Source organism: Parafrankia sp. BMG5.11, from assembly GCF_004337455.1.
Map to the genome: position 1 here is coordinate 37,280 of NZ_SJXI01000028.1, position 17,074 is coordinate 54,353.

Here is a 17,074-nt window from a genome sequence, read left to right on the forward strand (position 1 = left end):
GGCGGCCCGGCCAGTCTGTGCTCGGTCAGCTCGGGTCCGTGTCCCCGCGGCCGGCGACCTCGGCCGGCGCGATCTCCACCGGGCTCACGTCGGCCAGCGCCGGGTGGTGCTGGTCCCGATCGGATATCACGGCCTCACGCAACGGGACGGGCCACTGCACACCGAGGACCGGGTCGGCAAGATTCACGAAGACGTAGCTGTCGTACCGGTCGGCACTCCAGTGCTCGTTGACGCTGTACAGATAGTAGGTGTCGTCCTCGATCGTCTGATAGGAGTTCGCGACCCCCTGAGGCAGGAAGACGGCTCGGTTCCGGTCGAGTTCGACGGTGACGACGGTTCCGAAGCTCTTCCCTGCTCGCAGGTCGACATAGGCGCAGAAGACGCGGCCCTTCACCACCGATATGTACTTGTCCCAGGGCTCGGCATGAAAGCCCCGTGTCACGCCTAGCTTTTTGTTGTAGGAAAGGCTGTTCTGGACGACCCGGAAGCTCGCGGGAATCCCTGCGTCAACGAGCTTGGCGTGGTGGAACTTCTCCTGGAACCAGCCGCGCTCATCCTCGATGGACGTAACATCGAACACAAAAAGGCCCGGAATCTCGGTCTCGGAGCCGGTGAACTGCGTGGTAGTCAGGACGGCCACGGAAGATCTCCCTCTTGCGCCCGGTACCCGGGCAGCCGGAGAACCTGATGGGTTTTCTCGGCGGCCGAGCACTCCGATACACGGAAGTGTGGACGGCATGAATCGGCGGTCGATGTCGGACCGGCGCCGGCGGTGGCCCGGCCGCCGGTGCCGGCGGTGCCCGGCTCGGCCTGATGGACGGCGCGGCGGGCGGCGGGAGCTGGGCGGCAAGGGATGGGATGAGGATGCACCGCGCCACTGCGCATGACCGCGGACCCGGTAGTCGCCGAGGTCGGTTGAGCGAAACCTCGGCGGCCGACATCCGCGTGCTGAACTATATCAGCACCTTACTCACTCCGTCGTGGTCCTTCGGTGCGTGTGGCAGGTGGCTTAGATCTCTTCTGGGGTGCGATGTCGACCATGGGATGAAGTGTCGGCTGCTCACGGGTAAACCCGGTTCACTCGGCCCCTCCACCCGAAGGGGGTGGTGCTCTGAGAATGTCTGCCGTGGCCGCCTGGGCGAGGGTGCGGTGATGTCTGGTCAGGCCGGTCACCGAACCGCCCGACAGCGTTCGCCGCCGGCCGGCGGGCCGGCTTGGAGCCCGGCCGCCCGCATGGCCCTGGCGAGCCGGGTGCGGGGTGCGAAGCCGGCTCTCATAGGCCCACCAGAATGCGGGATGGACGCCCGCGGTATTTGCGTGCGCCGCGCCCGGCTGATTTCCGGGGCACCGTCACGCGACGTCGGCTGACTTCTTCCGGCCGGCCGCGTCGGCCGCGCCGGGCGATTCACCGCGGGGGGTGGTCGGGGAACGTGAAGCAGAGCACGTCTCGACCGGTCCGCGGCCACAGGTACGCCGTCTACAGTCACGAGTGTGATCACAGACGCACAGCAGGCGCGGCCGCGGTGGCGGCGTGCGCTGCGCTCCGGGGTGCTCGGTGCGGCGCTTCTGATCGCCGTGCTGAACGTGCGAATGATCGTCTTCCCGAGGATCGACAAGCCGCGTCCCGTGGACGCGATCTTCATGCTCGGGGGTCCGGGCGAACGGCGGGACAAGGCCGTCGAGCTGGCCAGGTCCGGCATCGCCCCGGTTCTGGTGGTCTCGATGCCCGGCACCTGGCGGTGCCCCGACGCGGCCGAGGTCGGCCGGGACATCCAGGTCATCTGCTTCTGGCCGGACCCGGTGACCACCCAGGGCGAGGCTCGCGAGGCCGGCCGCCTGGCCAGGATCCACGGCTGGCGCTCGATCCTGTTCGTCACGGACCGCTCCCAGGACAGCCGGGCCAGGCTGCGCATCGAGCGCTGCTACGACGGTGAGGTCCTGGTGGACGCCGTCGGGACCCCCCGACGGCAGTGGCCGTACCTGATCGCCTACCAGACCGCGGCGACCGTCAAGGCGCTGGTCTGGCAGCGCGGCTGCTGATCGACAGGCGGGCCGGCAGCGGTCAGCCGAGATCAGCGGCCAGGTCGGCAGCGGTCAGCAGTCCCGCTGGACGATCAGCGCCTTGCCCATCGCGGCCCACTCGTAGGCGATCATGTACGGCCACATGCTCTTTGCCGGCGCGACCGGGCTCATGAGCACCTGCCCCGAGTAGCAGCGCCCCAGCCGCAGCCGCGCGCGGGTCGTCTGGCTGGTCGAGGTGATCACGAGCACCGACTTCCAGTCGTACCGGGCGGCCGCGGCGGCCACCCAGCGTGACTCGCCCTGGGTGGTCACCGGATCCGGGGCGAAGCAGATCACCTCGACGTTCGGGATGGCCGGGGGGCACGGGTCGTCCGCCGTGGGCACCGAGACTGCCAGCGTCGGCGCGTACCCGGCCACGGCCAGGCTCACCGCGTGCTCGAGGCGGCCCGGGCTGCCGGCGAACATCACGATGGCGTCGACCGGGGCGGGGGAGTCCCGCCGGGGATGGACGAACAGCCGGAAGGTCGCGCCGAGGAACATGACGCTCACGACCCCGAGGACCCCGAGCACAGTGATGCGCCGCCGCCCGCGGTCCCGGGCGCGGCCCGCCGGCGGCTGCCCGGGACCTGCCGGTGGTCGCTCGCGGCCCGCCGATGGCCGTCCGCGGGCCCCCCAGGGGTCCTCGCCCGTCCACGGGGGACGTGCTGGTGGTGCCGACATCGCCGCGCCCCCTCAGCCCGGCCAGCCGGCCGGACGGCCGGCGTCGGCATCCGGGCCCGACAGCCCGCCGGAAGGCCCCTCCGGGGCGGGCGAGGCCGGCCAGCGCGCACCGAAGCCGCTGCCCAGCCCGGGCCTCGGCCGGCCCAGGCCGAACGGGCGGGCGGGGGCGTCCTGGGCGGGCAGTGGCAGGGTCGGCTCGGGGCCCGGGCCGGTGGCCGTCCCCTCCCCGGCCGGGGCGTCCGCGGGCCGCGCACCGGCCTCGACGTCCACCCCGCCCGGCGGCGGGGCGTTCCAGCGCGGGTGGTGGAACGGCGCGCGCGCCGCTTCGCGGGGCCAGACCGTCCAGGACGCGCCGGACTGCCACTGGACGATCGGGACCTGATGGCCGACCTGGAGCCCGGTCGCCTCGTCGAGCCGGAAACGGCCCAGCATGGTCGTGGTGTCGAGGCCGCGCGCGGCGGCCAGGAGCGAGGCGTCGCCGACGCCGCCGCAGTGGCGGATGCAGCGCCCCAGGATCAGCCCCCCCACGTACGCCCAGGCGGCGGTCGCCGTCGGCGGGACGCCGTGCAGCGTGGCGAAGTCGGCGGAGAACTCCCGTGCGGTCGGGCCCGTCCCCACCTCGGCGACGCTGTCCGGGGCCCAGCTCGCCGGGGCCAGCAGGCCCTCGCGCAGCGCGCCCAGCGTCGCCGTGGCCTCGGCGCTCACCGCGGTGGAGAACGCCGCGGCCCGCCACGAGCGGCGCAGCAGCACGTTCGCGATCTCCAGCTCGTCGTCGGCGCCGCCGTGCACGATGAGGACGTCCGCCGGCGGGAGCAGCCGGGCCGCCTGCGCTCCGCGGCCGGGCGGGAACACGTTGGAGGTGACGTCGTAACCCTGGGAGCGGGCCGCGGCCTTGGTCACCGACGTCAGCTCGACCGCGAGATCCCCCGAGGCCAGCAGCGCGACCCGGCGGGCGTGGCGGTCCACCGAGCGGATCGCCGAGAGCACCCCGCGCGGCCAGGTGGAGGTCGGCGCGGCCACGTTGACGACGTGCGGGAACGACTGGCGCATGAAACGCGTGGACGGGGCACCGGCGTTGAACACGACCCGGCCCGTCGCGCCGAGCGCGGCGAGCGCCGCGCGCGGGCCGACCGGGCCGAAGACGGCGGCGGGCTCGGCCGCCGCGGCCGAGCGCATCGCGCCGACCGGGTCGGGGTGGGCGTCGTAGGCCGTCACGCCCACTTCGTCCCAGGGCGGCGGCAGCCGTTCGTCACGCGCCCACAGCGTCATTCCGCGCAGTGCCGCCAGGCCAAGGGCGGCGTCCGGTCCGGTCAACGGCGTGACCAGCGCGACGGGGAGCGGAGTCGTCATCGGCAGAAACCCGTGAGGTCGAGCACTCCTTCAGAATCCCACGGCCGTCGGGGCGGCACACCCGGCGGGAGCCCTAGGATCTGCGGTGGGCAAGGGGATGTCGGCGGCAACGACGTGATCTTCGTGCCGTGTCGTGCCGTGTCCTGCGGTGGCGTCATCGATGCGCCTTCGGGTGTGTCCTCGGGTGTGTCCTCGGGTGAAGGAGCGAACGGGTGGCGAGGAACTCCGGACGCGTCGGTGACCCTCCACCGCCGCCCGAGCCGCTGCCCGTCCCGGCGGTCGACGCGCACTGCCATCTGGACCTGATGGGCACCCCGGTGGCCGAGGCCATCGCCGCGGCCCGCGCCGTCGGCATCACCCGGATGGTCTCCGTCGGCGTCGACCTGCCGACCAGCCGCTGGCAGGCCGAGATCGCCGCGGCCAACCCGGAGGTCCGCGCGGCGGTGGCGATCCATCCCAACGCGGCGGCGAACGGCGTCGGCGAGGAGACGTTCGAGGCGATCGCGGCGCTCGCCCGCCTAGACGGTGTCGGCGCGGTCGGCGAGACCGGGCTCGACTACTACCGCACGCCCCCGGAGCAGCACGCCGCCCAGCAGGCGAGCTTCCGCCGGCACATCGCCATCGCCAAGGAGACCGGCCGGGCCCTGATGATCCACGACCGGGAGGCGCACGACGACACGCTGCGCATCCTGGCCGAGGAGGGCGCGCCCGAGCGGGTCGTGTTCCACGCCTTCTCCGGCGACGCGGAGATGGCCAAGATCTGCGCCGACGCCGGGTACGTGATGTCCTTCGCCGGCAACGTCACCTTCAAGAACGCCCAGGAGCTGCGCGACGCCGCCGCGGTGGTGCCCGCCGAGCTCCTGCTGGTCGAGACCGACGCGCCGTACCTCACCCCGGTCCCGTGGCGCGGGCGGCCCGGCGGCCCGTATCTGGTGCCGCTCACCCTGCGGCTGCTGGCACAGACCCGCGGCGAGGCCGTCGACGAGCTCGCCGCCCAGGTCGCCGCCAACGCGGAACGGACGTTCGGGCCCTGGTAGAGACCGAGGCGCTGCTCTCGCCGGCCGACATCCGGGAGCTCGCCCACGCCCTTGACCTGCGGCCGACGAAGCGCAGGGGCCAGAACTTCCTGGTGGACCCGAACACCGTCCGCCGGCTGGTGCGCCTGGCCGCGGTCGGCCCGGACGACGTCGCGCTCGAGGTGGGCCCCGGGCTGGGCTCGCTCACCCTCGGCCTGGTCACCGAGGCGGCGGCGGTGGCCGCGGTCGAGGTCGATCCGGTGCTCGCCGCCGCCCTGCCCGTCACCGCCGCGGCCCGGCTGCCGGCGACGGTGGCCGCCCGGCTCCACGTCGTCGAGGCGGACGGCCTGCGGGTCGAGCCGGCCGACCTGCCGCCGGCGGTCGCCGCGCCGACGGTGCTGGCGGCGAACCTGCCGTACAACGTGGCCGTCCCGCTGCTGCTCGGTCTGCTGGAGCGGTTCCCGTCGATCGAACGGGGCCTGGTGATGGTGCAGGCCGAGGTCGCCGACCGCCTCACCTCGCCGCCCGGCGGGCGGATCTACGGCGTGCCGAGCGTGAAACTGGCCTGGTACGCGCAGGCCCGGCCGGCCGGCGCGGTGCCCCGCCCGGTGTTCTGGCCGCAGCCCAACGTCGACTCCGGCCTCGTCGCCTTCACCCGGCGCGCCGCCCCACCGGCGGACGCCGGACTGCGCCGTGAGGTCTTCGCGGCCGTCGACGCGGCCTTCGCCCAACGACGCAAGACGTTGCGGACGGCGCTCGCCCCCTGGGCCGGCTCACCCGCGCGAGCCGAGCAGCTCGCCCGTGCGGCCGGGGTGGACCCGGGCGCCCGCGGCGAGACCCTCGACGTCGAGGCGTTCGCCCGGCTGGCCCAGCAGGCCCGCATCCTCCCGGCCGACCAGCCCGCCTGACCGCGCTGGTCAGGCGGGGCCGGTCAGCCGACGCCGATGGCGCGGCGGGCGCCGGCGAGGACGGGGCGGGCGCGGTCGCGGGCCTTGTCCGCGCCGGCGGCGAGGATCGCGTCCAGCTCGCTGCCCGGGGCCACCAGCTCGTCGTAGCGGGCCCGCAGCGGGGTCAGCCAGGCGTCGAGCGTCTCGAACAGGGCGTTCTTCAGCTCGCCCCAGCCGGTGCCGCCCTGCTCGAGGCGGACCCGCATGTCCTTGACGGCCTCCGGGTCCGCGAAGTTCTCGTAGATCTGGAAGGCGGCGGAGGCGTCCGGATCCTTCGGCGCCTCGACCGGCGTGCTGTCGCTGCGGATGCCGCGCACCAGTTTGCGTAGCTGGGACGGCGGCGCGAACAGCGGAATCGTGTTCCCGTAGGACTTGCTCATCTTCCGGCCGTCGGTGCCGGGCATCGTCCGCGCGTTGACCCCGGACGGCAGCACCGCCTCGGGAATCTTCAGGCTGAACACGTCGCCGTAGAGGTGGTTGAACGAGCCGGCGATGTCCGCGGCGATCTCGAGGTGCTGCGACTGGTCCTGGCCGACGGGGACGACGTCCGCGCCCATGACGAGGATGTCGACGGCCATCAGGATGGGGTAGTTGAACAGCCCCATGTTGACGCCCGCGTCGAGGTCGGCGATGCCGCTCTCGGCGTTGCGGTCACGCGCCGCCTTGTAGGCGTGCGCCCGGTTCATCAGGCCCTTGCCCGTGACGCAGGACAGGATCCAGGTCAGCTCGAAGATCTCCGGGACGTCGGACTGCCGGTAGAAGACCGTGCGCTCGGGATCGAGCCCGAGCGTGATCCAGGTGGCGGCGACGGACCGGGTGTAGGCGGCGAACTTCGCCCTGTCCCGGATGGAGGTCAGGGCGTGGTAGTCGGCGATGAAGTAGATCGACTCGTACGTCGCCGTCAGGTCGAGGGCGGGGCGGATCGCCCCGATGTAGTTGCCCAGGTGCGGATCGCCGGTCGGCTTGATGCCGGTCAGCGAGACCCGTGGCCGGTCCTGCGTCATGTCGGGTGATTCTACGGCCCACCAGATCGCGCTCTCCCCAACGCGCCCCCGAAGCCCGGGCTCAGGGGCCTGGCTTCGGGGGCGCAGGGGATCACCCCGGGGGTGGCCGGCGTGGTGGTGGGTCAGGCGTCCCCGCCGAACAGGCCGGTCACCGAGCCGTCCTCGAAGACGGCCTTGATGGCAGCGGCGATCAGCGGCGCGATCGACAGTTCGGTGATCTTGTCGATGCGGGCCTCGCTGGGCAACGGCAGCGTGTTGGTGAGGACGACCTCGCTGATCTCGGAGTTCTTCAGCCGGTCGGCGGCCGGGCCGGACAGGACGCCGTGCGTCGCCGCGGCGATGACGTCGGTCGCGCCGTGCGCCTTCAGGGACTCCGCGGCCTTCGTGATCGTCCCGGCGGTGTCGATCATGTCGTCCACGATCACGCAGGTGCGCCCGCGGACCTCGCCGACCACGTCGAACATCTTGACCTGGTTCGGGACGTTCGGGTCGCGGCGCTTGTGGATGATCGCCAGCGGGCAGCCGAGCCGGTCGGTCCACCGCTCCGCGACGCGCACCCGGCCGGAGTCGGGCGCCACGACCGTCACCTCGGACGTGTCGAGCTTGCTCTCGATGTAGTCCGCGAGCAGCGGCAGCGCGAACAGGTGGTCGACCGGGCCGTCGAAGAACCCCTGGATCTGGGCGGTGTGCAGGTCGACGGACATCAGCCGGTGCGCGCCGGCGGTCTTGAACAGGTCGGCGACGAGGCGGGCCGAGATCGGCTCGCGGCCGCGGTGCTTCTTGTCCTGGCGGGCGTACGGGTAGAACGGGGCGACGACGGTGATGCGCTTGGCGCTGGCGCGCTTGAGCGCGTCGACCATGATGAGCTGTTCCATCAGCCAGGTGTTCACCGGCGCGGCGTGGCACTGGAGCACGAAGGCGTCACACCCGCGGACGGACTCCTCGAAGCGGACGAAGATCTCGCCACTGGCGAACTCGTACGCGTTCGTGGGGACCGGCCGCACGTCGAGGGCTCGGGCCACCTCGGCCGCGAGCTCAGGGTGGGAACGCCCCGCGAAGAGCATCAGGTTTCGGCGGTTCTCGGTCTGGTATCCCACCGTTATCTCCTCAAGGCATGACTGGCGGCTCTGACAGGCGGCCCGTGACACGGACGGTTGCGGACGTGGACCGTTGATGTGTTCGTCTGCGGCTGACTCGTCTGCTGGTGGCGCTGCTGCTTCGTCGGACTCGACTGGCTCGTCTGCTGGTCGCGGTGGTCGTCGGGGGGCCGGGCGGCGACCGGCGGCGGGCGGGTACCCGTCGCGCCGGGGCCTGGGCTGGGGTCACTGCCTGGTCAGGTCAGATCTACCCGTTCCGCCCGGGCATGGCGCAGGCGGCCGGGAACGAGCGACTCGGGATCAGGCGTCCCCTTCCACGCGGCAGACTGTGTACGACGGTATCGATAGCCGCAGATCAGCCCACCTGCGGCCAAACGGTTTCTACGTTCGGCCTCGCGCGGCGAAAACGCCAGCGATACCGGGTCCCGGGGCCGGGCTGTGGTTCAACTCACGTGCCCGACTGCCCGGGCTGGCCGGGCTCCTGCCCGGCCGGCTCGGGCGTGGCCTGCTTGTGTCCGGCTGGCTCGGCCGTTTCCGCCTCATGCTGCCGGGCGCGCAGCGCGGCCTGCGCCGCGGGGCTGTCCGGCCGGCGGCGCAGTACCCAGCCCGGCACGTTGCGCTGCCGGCCCTCCCTGATCGCGAGCGCTCCCGGTGGGACGTCCTCCCTGATGACGGCGCCGGCGCCGGTGTAGGCGCCGTCCCCCACGGTCACCGGGGCCACCAGCATGGTGTCGCTGCCGATCCGGACGTCCGAACCGATCACCGTGCGGTGCTTGGCGACCCCGTCGTAGTTGACGAACACCGTGGTGCAGCCGATGTTGCTGCGCTCGCCGACCACCGCGTCGCCCACGTAGGCGAGATGGGGGACCTTGGACTCATCGCCGATGTCGGCGGCCTTCGTCTCGACGAAGGCGCCGATCTTGCCGCTGCGACCGAGCCTGGTCCCCGCGCGCAGGTGGGCGAACGGCCCGACGACGGCGCCGGCACCGACCTCGGCGCGCTCGGTCACCGAGCTGACGACACGCGCTCCCGCGCCGACGACCGTGTCGATGAGGGTGCAGTCCGGGCCGACCTCCGCCCCGGTGGCGATCGTCGTGGCCCCACGCAGGTGCGTGTTCGGCCAGACGGTCGTGTCCGGCTCCAGGGTGACGTCGACGTCGATCCAGGTGGTGACCGGGTCGACGATCGTGGCCCCGCCGAGCATTGCGGCGCGGGTGATCCGTTCGCGCAGCGTGCGGCCGGCCTCGCTGAGCTGCACCCGGTCGTTGACTCCGCCGGCCTCGGCCGCGTCGGCGACGACGTGCGCCCCGATCGGCTCGCCGTCCGCGACGAGCAGGCCGACCACGTCGGTGAGGTACTCCTCGCCCTGCGCGTTGTCGGTGGTGAGCCGCTTCAGCGCGGACTGCAGCAGCTCGACGTCGAACACGTAGACGCCGGCGTTGATCTCCCTGATCGCGGCGGTCGCGGGGTCGGCGTCCCGCTGCTCGACGATCGCCCGCACCTGGCCGCCGTCGCCGCGCACGATGCGGCCGTACCCGGTCGGGTCGGCGACGAAGGCCGACAGAACGGTGGCCGCCGCGCCCAGCGCCTGATGGCGCTCGACCAGGCCGGCGATGGTCTCGCCGGTCAGCAGCGGGGTGTCGCCGGGCAGCACGACGACGGACGCGTCGGGCGGGAGACCGTCCAGCGCCGCCAGCGCGGCACGCACGGCGTGGCCCGTCCCGCCCTGGTGCTCCTGGACGGCGGTGATGACATGCGGCGCCCGCTCGGCGAGCATGGCCGCGACCTGCTCGCGCCCGTGACCGACGACGACCACCGCCCGGGGCGCCCCGACCGGCTCGGTCGCGCGGAGCACATGCTCGAGCAGGGTCAGACCGGCGAGGCGATGCAGGACCTTCGGGGTGCCCGAACGCATTCGCCGCCCCTCGCCCGCCGCCAGGACGATGACAGCCGCCGGACGTGGCTGAGTCACACGAGCTCCCGCAATCTCGATGGACCTGGCTGCGCCCGACCTGCCGAGGGAACGACGCGCCGTGGACGGACCCGCTGTGCACTGGACCTGCCGTGTACTGGACCTTCTGCGCACCGAACCTGCTGCGCACCCGGCCCGCTGAGTGCCTGACCCGCCGAGTTGTCCGACCCCGGGACGCTTCCGACCCGGGTGCGGCTGACTCGCGGTGCGTCTGACTCACGGTGAGCGCCGTGGGGTCGGTCCTGTTCGGCCGGCCCGCGGAGGGTGAGGCATCGGCTGTCAGCCTACCGAAGAGGCACTCCAACCTCGGCGACGGTGGGTGACTCCGTGCGGTCTGCCGCATCGCGCGAACGCGAGAGCGGCAAAGAGGGAAATCTTTTGACTGGACGTATCTTGAAAATCAAGACGCCGTCTTGTCGAAACAATTTCGGCACCCCGCGACTGCTTGTGCTCCGCCGCCACGACTCGAACGTGGACTAAGAGAACCAAAATCTCCTGTGCTGCCGATTACACTACGGCGGACCGCGGGTAAAACAGGGTTACTGCCGCACCCACTCTACCATCGTGCCCGGCAACGGAAGAAATGTACGTGGGCCTCCCGGCGAGTGTCTGTGGTCCCCCCGGTGTGCTGTGCGGATCAGGGTGTGTCCCGGGCCCGGCTCTAGCTGGAGCGGCGTCAGGGCGTCGCGGCACGTAGTCACCCCCCGGCCGAGGTCGTCGGGTGTATTCGTGTTGTGTCCGTGTGAACACTTTCGCCGCCGTCGGTTGATCCCGACGCAAGGTGATGATCCTGTCGCGAGGGGTGTCGGCGCGGAGGGGGGTGGAATCCTGTGGATCGGGAAAGATGCCATCCGTCGCGTGGAGGCCGTCGGCGTGGGCTGGGCGGTCCGGCCCGTTTGCGTGGCGGACGCCGTGAATGGTGCCCGTTGTCATCCAGGCGGGCTAACGTGGCGACCAGAGGGTCGGCAGTGGGCGGCCCACCGCGACGGACGGGATGAAGCAATGACCGCTACCGACACGGTGAAAGCGACCGAAACCAGGCATCAGGGTGCGGCCGTGGTTGGAGGTGACCAGTCCGTCGCGGATGCCGGCGGGGTCACGTCGCCGGCGCCGACCGAGTCCCACACCACCACTCCCTCGATGTTCCGGGCGCGTGGCGAACAGCTTGTGCTTGTGGCGACGATCCTATTTCCGTTCGCGGCGCTTGTCGCGGCAGTTCCGTTGTTGTGGGACCACTGGATCACATGGCGGGACGTCATCCTCGCGGCGGTGATGTACGCGATCACCGGCCACGGCGTCACCGTCGGATTCCATCGCTATTTCACCCACCGGGGTTTCAAGACCTCCAAGCCGGTGCGTGCCGCGCTCGCCATCGCCGGCAACATGGCCATAGAGGGCCCGGTGATCCGCTGGGTGGCCGACCACCGCCGTCACCACGCCTTCAGCGACGCCGACGGTGACCCGCACTCACCGTGGCGCTACGGCACCGGCCCGGCCGCCCTCGCCCGCGGGCTCTGGCACGCCCACGTCGGCTGGCTCTTCGACGTCGAGCAGACCGACCAGCGCCGCTACGCCCCCGACCTCCTGGACGACCCGATGATCGTCCGGGTGAGCCGTTCGTTTGCTCTCTGCGCCTTCGTCAGCCTCGCCCTGCCCGCGGTCATCGGCGGCCTGTGGGGCGGTTCGTTCGAGGCCGCGCTCCAGGCCTTCTTCTGGGCCTCGCTCGTCCGGGTGGCGCTGCTCCACCATGTGACCTGGTCGGTCAACAGCATCTGCCACGTCATGGGCTCCCGGCCCTACCGCTCCCGCGACCGCTCGGGCAACGTGTGGCCGCTGGCCCTGCTTTCCATGGGCGAGTCCTGGCACAACCTGCACCACGCCGAGCCGACCTCGGCCCGGCACGGCGTCCGCCCCTGGCAGATCGACACCAGCTTCTACGTGATCAAGACTCTGGAGATCCTCGGGCTGGCCCGGGACGTCCGCTGGCCCGACCCCGCCCGCCTGGCCGCCAAGCGCGCCTGACCGGCGTCGTCCACTCCCCGCGCCGCTGGTCCCGGCTCTCGACCTCGGCATCTGTCTTTCCGCCCCGGCACCCGACCCGAGCCCCGGGTCGGGTGCCGGAGCGGCCTTGCAGGGGATTATTCGATCTTGGAGGCCAGGGTGAGCCACTGGTCCTCGGTCTGGTCCTTCTCGCTGGTGAGGGCGCGGAGCTCGGCGTCGAGGGTGAGGATGCGCTCGTGGTCGGTGGCGGCCTCGGCCAGCGCCTTGTGCAGCTCGGACTCGCGACGTCCCAGTTTTTCGAGGGTCCGTTCCAACCGGGCCAGCTCCTTGCGGGCCGCACGCAGTTCGCCCGAGCTCAGGGCCGGACGCGCGTCCGTTCCCGACGCCTGCCCGGAGCCCGCGGCCGAGCCCGGCCCAGCCGGACCCCCCGCGCCGCCGCCCGAGCCACCGGAGCCGGACGAGCCGCCTGAACCAGCGGAACGCCCCGAGGCACCCGAGGCGGTGGAGGCACCCGAACCGGCCGTCCCGGAACCTGGGGAGCCGCCCGCCGCCGCGCGCCGGGCCAGGTACTCCTCGACGCCGCCGGGCAGCATCCGGATCCGCTCGTCGCCCAGCAGGGCCCAGACGACGTCGCAGGTCCGCTCCAGGAAGTAACGGTCGTGGCTGACGACGACGAGGGTTCCGGGCCAGGAGTCGAGCAGGTCCTCCAGCGCGGTCAGCGTGTCGGTGTCGAGGTCGTTCGTGGGCTCGTCCAGGAGGAGGACGTTCGGGCGTCCCATCAGCAGACGCAGGAGCTGCAGGCGGCGGCGCTCGCCGCCGGAGAGGTCGCGCACCCTGGTCCACTGCCGGCTCGAGGGCAGGCCGAACTGCTCGAGCATCTGGCCGGCGGTGCGCTCCCGGCCGCGTTCCACCGCCAGGATGCGGGCGACCTGCTCGACCGCCTCGAGTGCCCGCAGGTCGCCGGGCAGCTCGGTGACCTCCTGGGACAGGATCGCCGGGCGCACGCTCGCCCCGCGACGGACCCGCCCCGCGCCCGGTTCGAGGGTGCCGATGAGCAGCCGCAGCAGAGAGGTTTTGCCGGCGCCGTTCACGCCGACCAGGCCGATCCGGTCGCCGGGGCCGAGCCGCCAGGTCACGTCGCGCAGCAGCGTGCGGTCACCGACGGTGAGGTCGACGTCCTCGACGTCGTAGACGTCCTTGCCCAGTCTGGACGCCGCGAAGGTGCGTAGCTCAAGGCTGTCGCGGGCGGGCGGCTCGTCGGCGATCAGCGCGTTGGCGGCGTCGATGCGGAAGCGGGGCTTGCTGGTGCGGGCCGGCGGGCCGCGGCGCAGCCAGGCCAGCTCCTTGCGTAGCAGGTTCTGCCGGCGGGCCTCGGTCGCGTCGGCGCGCCGGGAGCGTTCCGCCCGGGCGAGCACGTAGGCGGAGTAGCCGCCCTCGTAGGCGTCGACCCGGCCGTCGACGACCTCCCACACCTGGTCGCACACCTCGTCGAGGAACCACCGGTCGTGGGTGGCGACGATCAGCGCGCAGCGCCGGGTGGCGAGGTGGCGTGCGAGCCAGGCGACGCCCTCGACGTCGAGATGGTTCGTCGGCTCGTCGAGGATCAGCAGGTCGAGTTCCTGCACGAGCAGGCGGGCCAGCGCGACGCGGCGGCGCTCGCCGCCGGACATCGGCCCGGTCTCCTCGTCGAGCCGGTCGATCAGGCCGAGGCCGGTGAGCACGGCCCGCTGCCGCGGGTCGGCCGCCCAGACATGGTCGGGCACGTCGCCGACGACGGCCGAGCGGACGGTGCCGCCGGGCAGCGAGTCGGCCTGCGAGAGGGCGCCGACCCGGGTGCCGCCGGCGTGCACGACCCGACCCGAGTCGGGCGGGTGCGTCCCGGAAATGATGTTGAGGAGGGTCGACTTGCCGGCTCCGTTGCGGCCGACCACGCCGACCCGTTCGCCGATGTCGAGCCCGAGGCCGACGCCGTCCAGCAGCGTTCGGGTGCCGTGCGCTGCCGAGACGCTCTCCAACGAGACAACGACCGGGCTCACGCGACGATTCTCCCCACGACTTCGACCGTGACATCCGCCGCGTACTCGGACGCGTCCCGTGCCCGGAACGTGTCCGAGTATGCAGGCGGGCGGGTCACGCCGGTGACGAGGAGGGGGAAAGCGGCGGGGACTGCGCCGCGGAGCTGCCCGGCTCCCCACCCGGACCGGCCGGGTCCGCCGGGATCACCCGTGCTCCGGCGACCGGGCCGTGGGCCCGCCGGACGGCGCGCGCGACGCCCATGCCGGCGAGGCTCGCGGCGAGCGAGACGCTCGCCGCCGCGTCGCGGGCGAGGAAAGCGCAGGTCGGCCCGGATCCGCTCACGATCGCGCCGATCGCGCCCAGCTCCAGCCCGCTCTCCAGCACCCGCCGCAGGGACGGGCGCAGCCGCAGCGCCGCCGGCTGCAGGTCGTTGACCAGGGCGGCTCCGAGCTCCGCCGGATCCCCGCTGCGCAGGGCGCTCAGGGCGGCGTCCGCGGGCGTGGGCCCGGTGCGCAGCCTGCCCTCGGAGAGCCGGTCGAACTCGCCGTAGACGGCGGGCGTCGACAGCCCGCCGTCGGCGAGCGCGAACACCCAGTGGTACTCGCCGCGCCCGAGGACGTCGGTGAGCTGCTCACCGCGGCCGGTGCCCAGCGCCGTCCCACCGGTGAGCGGGAACGGGACGTCGCTGCCCAGCTTGGCGGCCAGCGCGACGAGGGTCTCGCGGTCGAGGCCGGCGCCCCACAGCGTGTCGCAGGCGAGCAGGGCCGCGGCCGCGTCGGCGCTGCCGCCGGCCATCCCGGCGGCGACCGGGATGCCCTTCGACAGCGTCAGGTGGACGGCCTCGCCGCGGATCCCGGCGGCCTCGGCGACCAGGTAGGCGGCGCGGACAGCCAGGTTGTCCTTACCGGTCGGCACCACCGAGACGGACGGCTCGGCGCCGGTGTCACCCGGGGAACCACCCGGGCCGTCGCCAGCGCCGTCCGCGTCGTCTGACGTCGCCGGTCGCGCGCCCTCGCCGGCGACGCCGACCGTGACCGCGATCGGGTCCTCGTCGGTGAACACCGGGCCGGCGCCGTCGGGCCCGGCGAGTGACTCCGGGGGGACCGACGTCGCGGTGATGTCGTCGTACAGCGCGACGGCCTGCAGGATCGTCGTCACCTCGTGGTAGCCGTCGGGCCGGCGTGGGCCCACCCCGAGGTGGAGGTTGACCTTGGCGGGAGCGCGAACGGTGACGGTCGGCAGGGGGCGGCCGGGTTCGGTGGCGCGTCGACCCGGATGCGATCGAGGCAACGGACGCTCCTTGGCTCAGGCGTCGCTCGCGGCGAGCGCACTCGGCATGGCCGGTGTTGGTCACCGGGGCCCGCGCTCAACGTAGGGGCCCGTGCTCAACTTATCGGTCGCGGCGGCGGAGCGGCTCTTGCGTCCCGCCGGTTCTGGCGCCTCCGGGTGCGTTCCGGTGTCCGCTACCCGCCTCCCGGGTGCCCGGCCGCTTCCTGCGTGGACGTACCAGCCGGTTCCGGCGGGGACGTATTAGCCCGGGCGGGGCGGGTACCTCGTCGGGTGGACGGCACCGGTGACCTCCCCGGCCACCGGGCGCGCGCCGCGGCCCAAGCCGCCGCGGCCCTAAGTCGTCACGGCGCCGCCGGCCGGGCGGAGGCACGGTGACGCGGGAGGAGCAGCGATGACGACCACCACGCGGACACAGAGCGTCGAGACAGGCACCGCCAAGGGAGTCGAGACAGGCACTGCCAAGGGAGCGGGGGAGAGTCGGCCCGGTGGGCCCGACCGGGCCCGGTCGGGGGAGAGCCACTGGAACGGCGTGGCCGAGCGGTCCACGGCTCCCGCCCGGCGTGCCTTCACCGAGCTGGTGACGGCGCAGGGACGGACATCGATCGCGGACTCCGTGGTCCGCAAGATCGCCGGTGTCGCGACCAGGGAGGTGACCGGGGTCCACGCTCTCGGAACCGGTGGCAGCCGCGCGATGGGCACCTTCCGAGCACACCTGCCCGGAACGAGCCCCAGCGTGTCGCAGGGCGTGTCGGTGGAGGTGGGCGAGCGGCAGGCCGCGATCGACCTGGACGTCGTCTGCGAGTACGGCGTCTCGATCGTCGACCTCTCGCAGGCGGTCCGCCGCAACGTCGTCGACTCGGTCGAGCAGATGACCGGCCTGGAGGTCACCGAGGTCAACATCGCCGTGGACGACGTCTACATCGGCGACGACGAGGCGGCGGAGGCCCCGCCACGGGTCCGTTGACCGCGCGGGAGCCAGCCCGTCCGGCACCGGCCGACCCGCCCGGTCTGGTCGACGTCCCCGTGCCGGCTGATGTGGCCGGACCAGCTGACATGTACCGGGCCGGCATCGCCGAGATGGACGAGGTCGCCGCCCGGGTGCGTGCCTGCCCGGACGTCGTCCGACTGGTCGGTCGACCGACCGCGGGCGTCACGCTCCGGGACGGCATGGCTCCCCGGGACGGCGCGGCGGCCGGTGCCAGGCCGGAGGGGATCACGGTTCGCGTGGTCTGCCGGTTCGGGCCGACCGTGGCTGAGCTCGCGGCGCAGGTCCGGGCGGCGGTGGCCCTCGCGGCCCCGGGCTGTCCCCGGATCGATGTGATCATCGATGATCTCGAGGTCGACGTCCCGGCCTGGGTCGGTGTCACCTGACCCCCGCGCCGCGCGGGCGCGGGCGGCGCGGCGGCGGTTCATCCTCGACAACCACCCGGACCGCGGCGGCGATCCCGAGGCGTTCCAGGCCGGCCTGCGGGCGTTCACCGCGGCCGGTGCCGGCGGCGGTCGCACAGATATCGGGCCTGGTGGCAGGCCCGGCGGCGGTGGCCACGGTGATGTCGGGGGCGGTCCGGACGGAACGAGGCCGGCCCCGACCGTGACCTTCTACCGAAAGCGTGGCCCACTCGGGCGGGCCCGTGCGCGG

Annotated in this window: 14 protein-coding genes and 1 tRNA gene; 6 read left to right on the plus strand and 9 right to left on the minus strand. The window is 73.0% G+C overall.

Going from position 1 to position 17,074, the window contains the following annotated elements; all coding sequences use genetic code 11:
- Positions 1-25: 25 nt before the first annotated feature.
- Complete coding sequence (locus E0504_RS21185) at positions 26-640, minus strand: dTDP-4-dehydrorhamnose 3,5-epimerase family protein (protein WP_112106952.1); 615 nt, start codon at positions 638-640, stop codon at positions 26-28.
- An 851-nt stretch (positions 641-1,491) separates the two neighbouring features.
- Here E0504_RS21185 and E0504_RS21190 point away from each other — a divergent pair.
- Positions 1,492-2,040 (plus strand): YdcF family protein, encoded by a 549-nt coding sequence (locus E0504_RS21190; protein WP_112106951.1) that lies wholly within the window; start codon positions 1,492-1,494, stop codon positions 2,038-2,040.
- Between the two features lie 54 nt (positions 2,041-2,094).
- Here E0504_RS21190 and E0504_RS21195 read toward each other — a convergent pair whose 3' ends face one another.
- Both E0504_RS21195 and E0504_RS21200 read right to left on the minus strand, forming a co-directional pair.
- On the minus strand, positions 2,095-2,742 hold the full coding sequence (locus E0504_RS21195) for a YdcF family protein (RefSeq protein WP_112106950.1): 648 nt from the start codon (positions 2,740-2,742) through the stop codon (positions 2,095-2,097).
- 12 nt (positions 2,743-2,754) lie between these two features.
- Entirely contained in the window at positions 2,755-4,092 is a 1,338-nt protein-coding gene (locus tag E0504_RS21200; protein WP_131625745.1) for an ABC transporter substrate-binding protein, read from the minus strand.
- A gap of 212 nt (positions 4,093-4,304) precedes the next feature.
- Here E0504_RS21200 and E0504_RS21205 point away from each other — a divergent pair, with 212 nt between their 5' ends.
- The gene (locus tag E0504_RS21205; protein ID WP_071059166.1) at positions 4,305-5,129 is read left to right on the plus strand and encodes a TatD family hydrolase; all 825 of its coding nucleotides are present in this window, start codon (positions 4,305-4,307) and stop codon (positions 5,127-5,129) included.
- The gene (gene rsmA, locus E0504_RS21210) at positions 5,123-6,016 is read left to right on the plus strand and encodes a 16S rRNA (adenine(1518)-N(6)/adenine(1519)-N(6))-dimethyltransferase RsmA (RefSeq protein ID WP_131625785.1); all 894 of its coding nucleotides are present in this window, start codon (positions 5,123-5,125) and stop codon (positions 6,014-6,016) included. The genes E0504_RS21205 and rsmA overlap by 7 nt, the downstream gene beginning before the upstream one ends.
- A gap of 23 nt (positions 6,017-6,039) precedes the next feature.
- On the opposite strand, the gene E0504_RS21215 is transcribed toward rsmA, so the two are convergent.
- From E0504_RS21215 to E0504_RS21230, 4 genes are all read right to left on the minus strand, one after another.
- Positions 6,040-7,059 (minus strand): tryptophan--tRNA ligase, encoded by a 1,020-nt coding sequence (locus E0504_RS21215; RefSeq protein ID WP_071059168.1) that lies wholly within the window; start codon positions 7,057-7,059, stop codon positions 6,040-6,042.
- A 122-nt stretch (positions 7,060-7,181) separates the two neighbouring features.
- Positions 7,182-8,156 carry a ribose-phosphate diphosphokinase gene (locus tag E0504_RS21220; RefSeq protein WP_112105063.1) on the minus strand — a complete coding sequence of 325 codons (975 nt, stop codon included), beginning with the start codon at positions 8,154-8,156 and terminating at the stop codon, positions 7,182-7,184.
- 448 nt (positions 8,157-8,604) lie between these two features.
- On the minus strand, positions 8,605-10,128 hold the full coding sequence (gene glmU, locus E0504_RS21225; protein ID WP_112105064.1) for a bifunctional UDP-N-acetylglucosamine diphosphorylase/glucosamine-1-phosphate N-acetyltransferase GlmU: 1,524 nt from the start codon (positions 10,126-10,128) through the stop codon (positions 8,605-8,607).
- A gap of 450 nt (positions 10,129-10,578) precedes the next feature.
- A tRNA-Gln gene (locus E0504_RS21230) sits at positions 10,579-10,650 on the minus strand.
- A 480-nt stretch (positions 10,651-11,130) separates the two neighbouring features.
- Between E0504_RS21230 and E0504_RS21235 the strand changes: the two genes are divergently transcribed.
- Positions 11,131-12,150 carry a fatty acid desaturase gene (locus E0504_RS21235; protein WP_020458421.1) on the plus strand — a complete coding sequence of 340 codons (1,020 nt, stop codon included), beginning with the start codon at positions 11,131-11,133 and terminating at the stop codon, positions 12,148-12,150.
- 116 nt (positions 12,151-12,266) lie between these two features.
- Here the strand turns inward: E0504_RS21235 and E0504_RS21240 are convergent, their stop codons facing one another.
- Both E0504_RS21240 and E0504_RS21245 read right to left on the minus strand, forming a co-directional pair.
- Entirely contained in the window at positions 12,267-14,165 is a 1,899-nt protein-coding gene (locus E0504_RS21240; protein WP_112105065.1) for an ABC-F family ATP-binding cassette domain-containing protein, read from the minus strand.
- A gap of 94 nt (positions 14,166-14,259) precedes the next feature.
- Complete coding sequence (locus E0504_RS21245) at positions 14,260-15,336, minus strand: 4-(cytidine 5'-diphospho)-2-C-methyl-D-erythritol kinase (RefSeq protein WP_235013700.1); 1,077 nt, start codon at positions 15,334-15,336, stop codon at positions 14,260-14,262.
- Positions 15,337-15,826: 490 nt separating this feature from the next.
- Here E0504_RS21245 and E0504_RS21250 point away from each other — a divergent pair, with 490 nt between their 5' ends.
- Both E0504_RS21250 and E0504_RS21255 read left to right on the plus strand, forming a co-directional pair.
- Entirely contained in the window at positions 15,827-16,399 is a 573-nt protein-coding gene (locus E0504_RS21250) for an Asp23/Gls24 family envelope stress response protein (RefSeq protein WP_112105066.1), read from the plus strand.
- The gene (locus tag E0504_RS21255) at positions 16,396-16,806 is read left to right on the plus strand and encodes a hypothetical protein (protein ID WP_235013694.1); all 411 of its coding nucleotides are present in this window, start codon (positions 16,396-16,398) and stop codon (positions 16,804-16,806) included. The genes E0504_RS21250 and E0504_RS21255 overlap by 4 nt, the downstream gene beginning before the upstream one ends.
- Positions 16,807-17,074 lie beyond the last annotated feature (268 nt).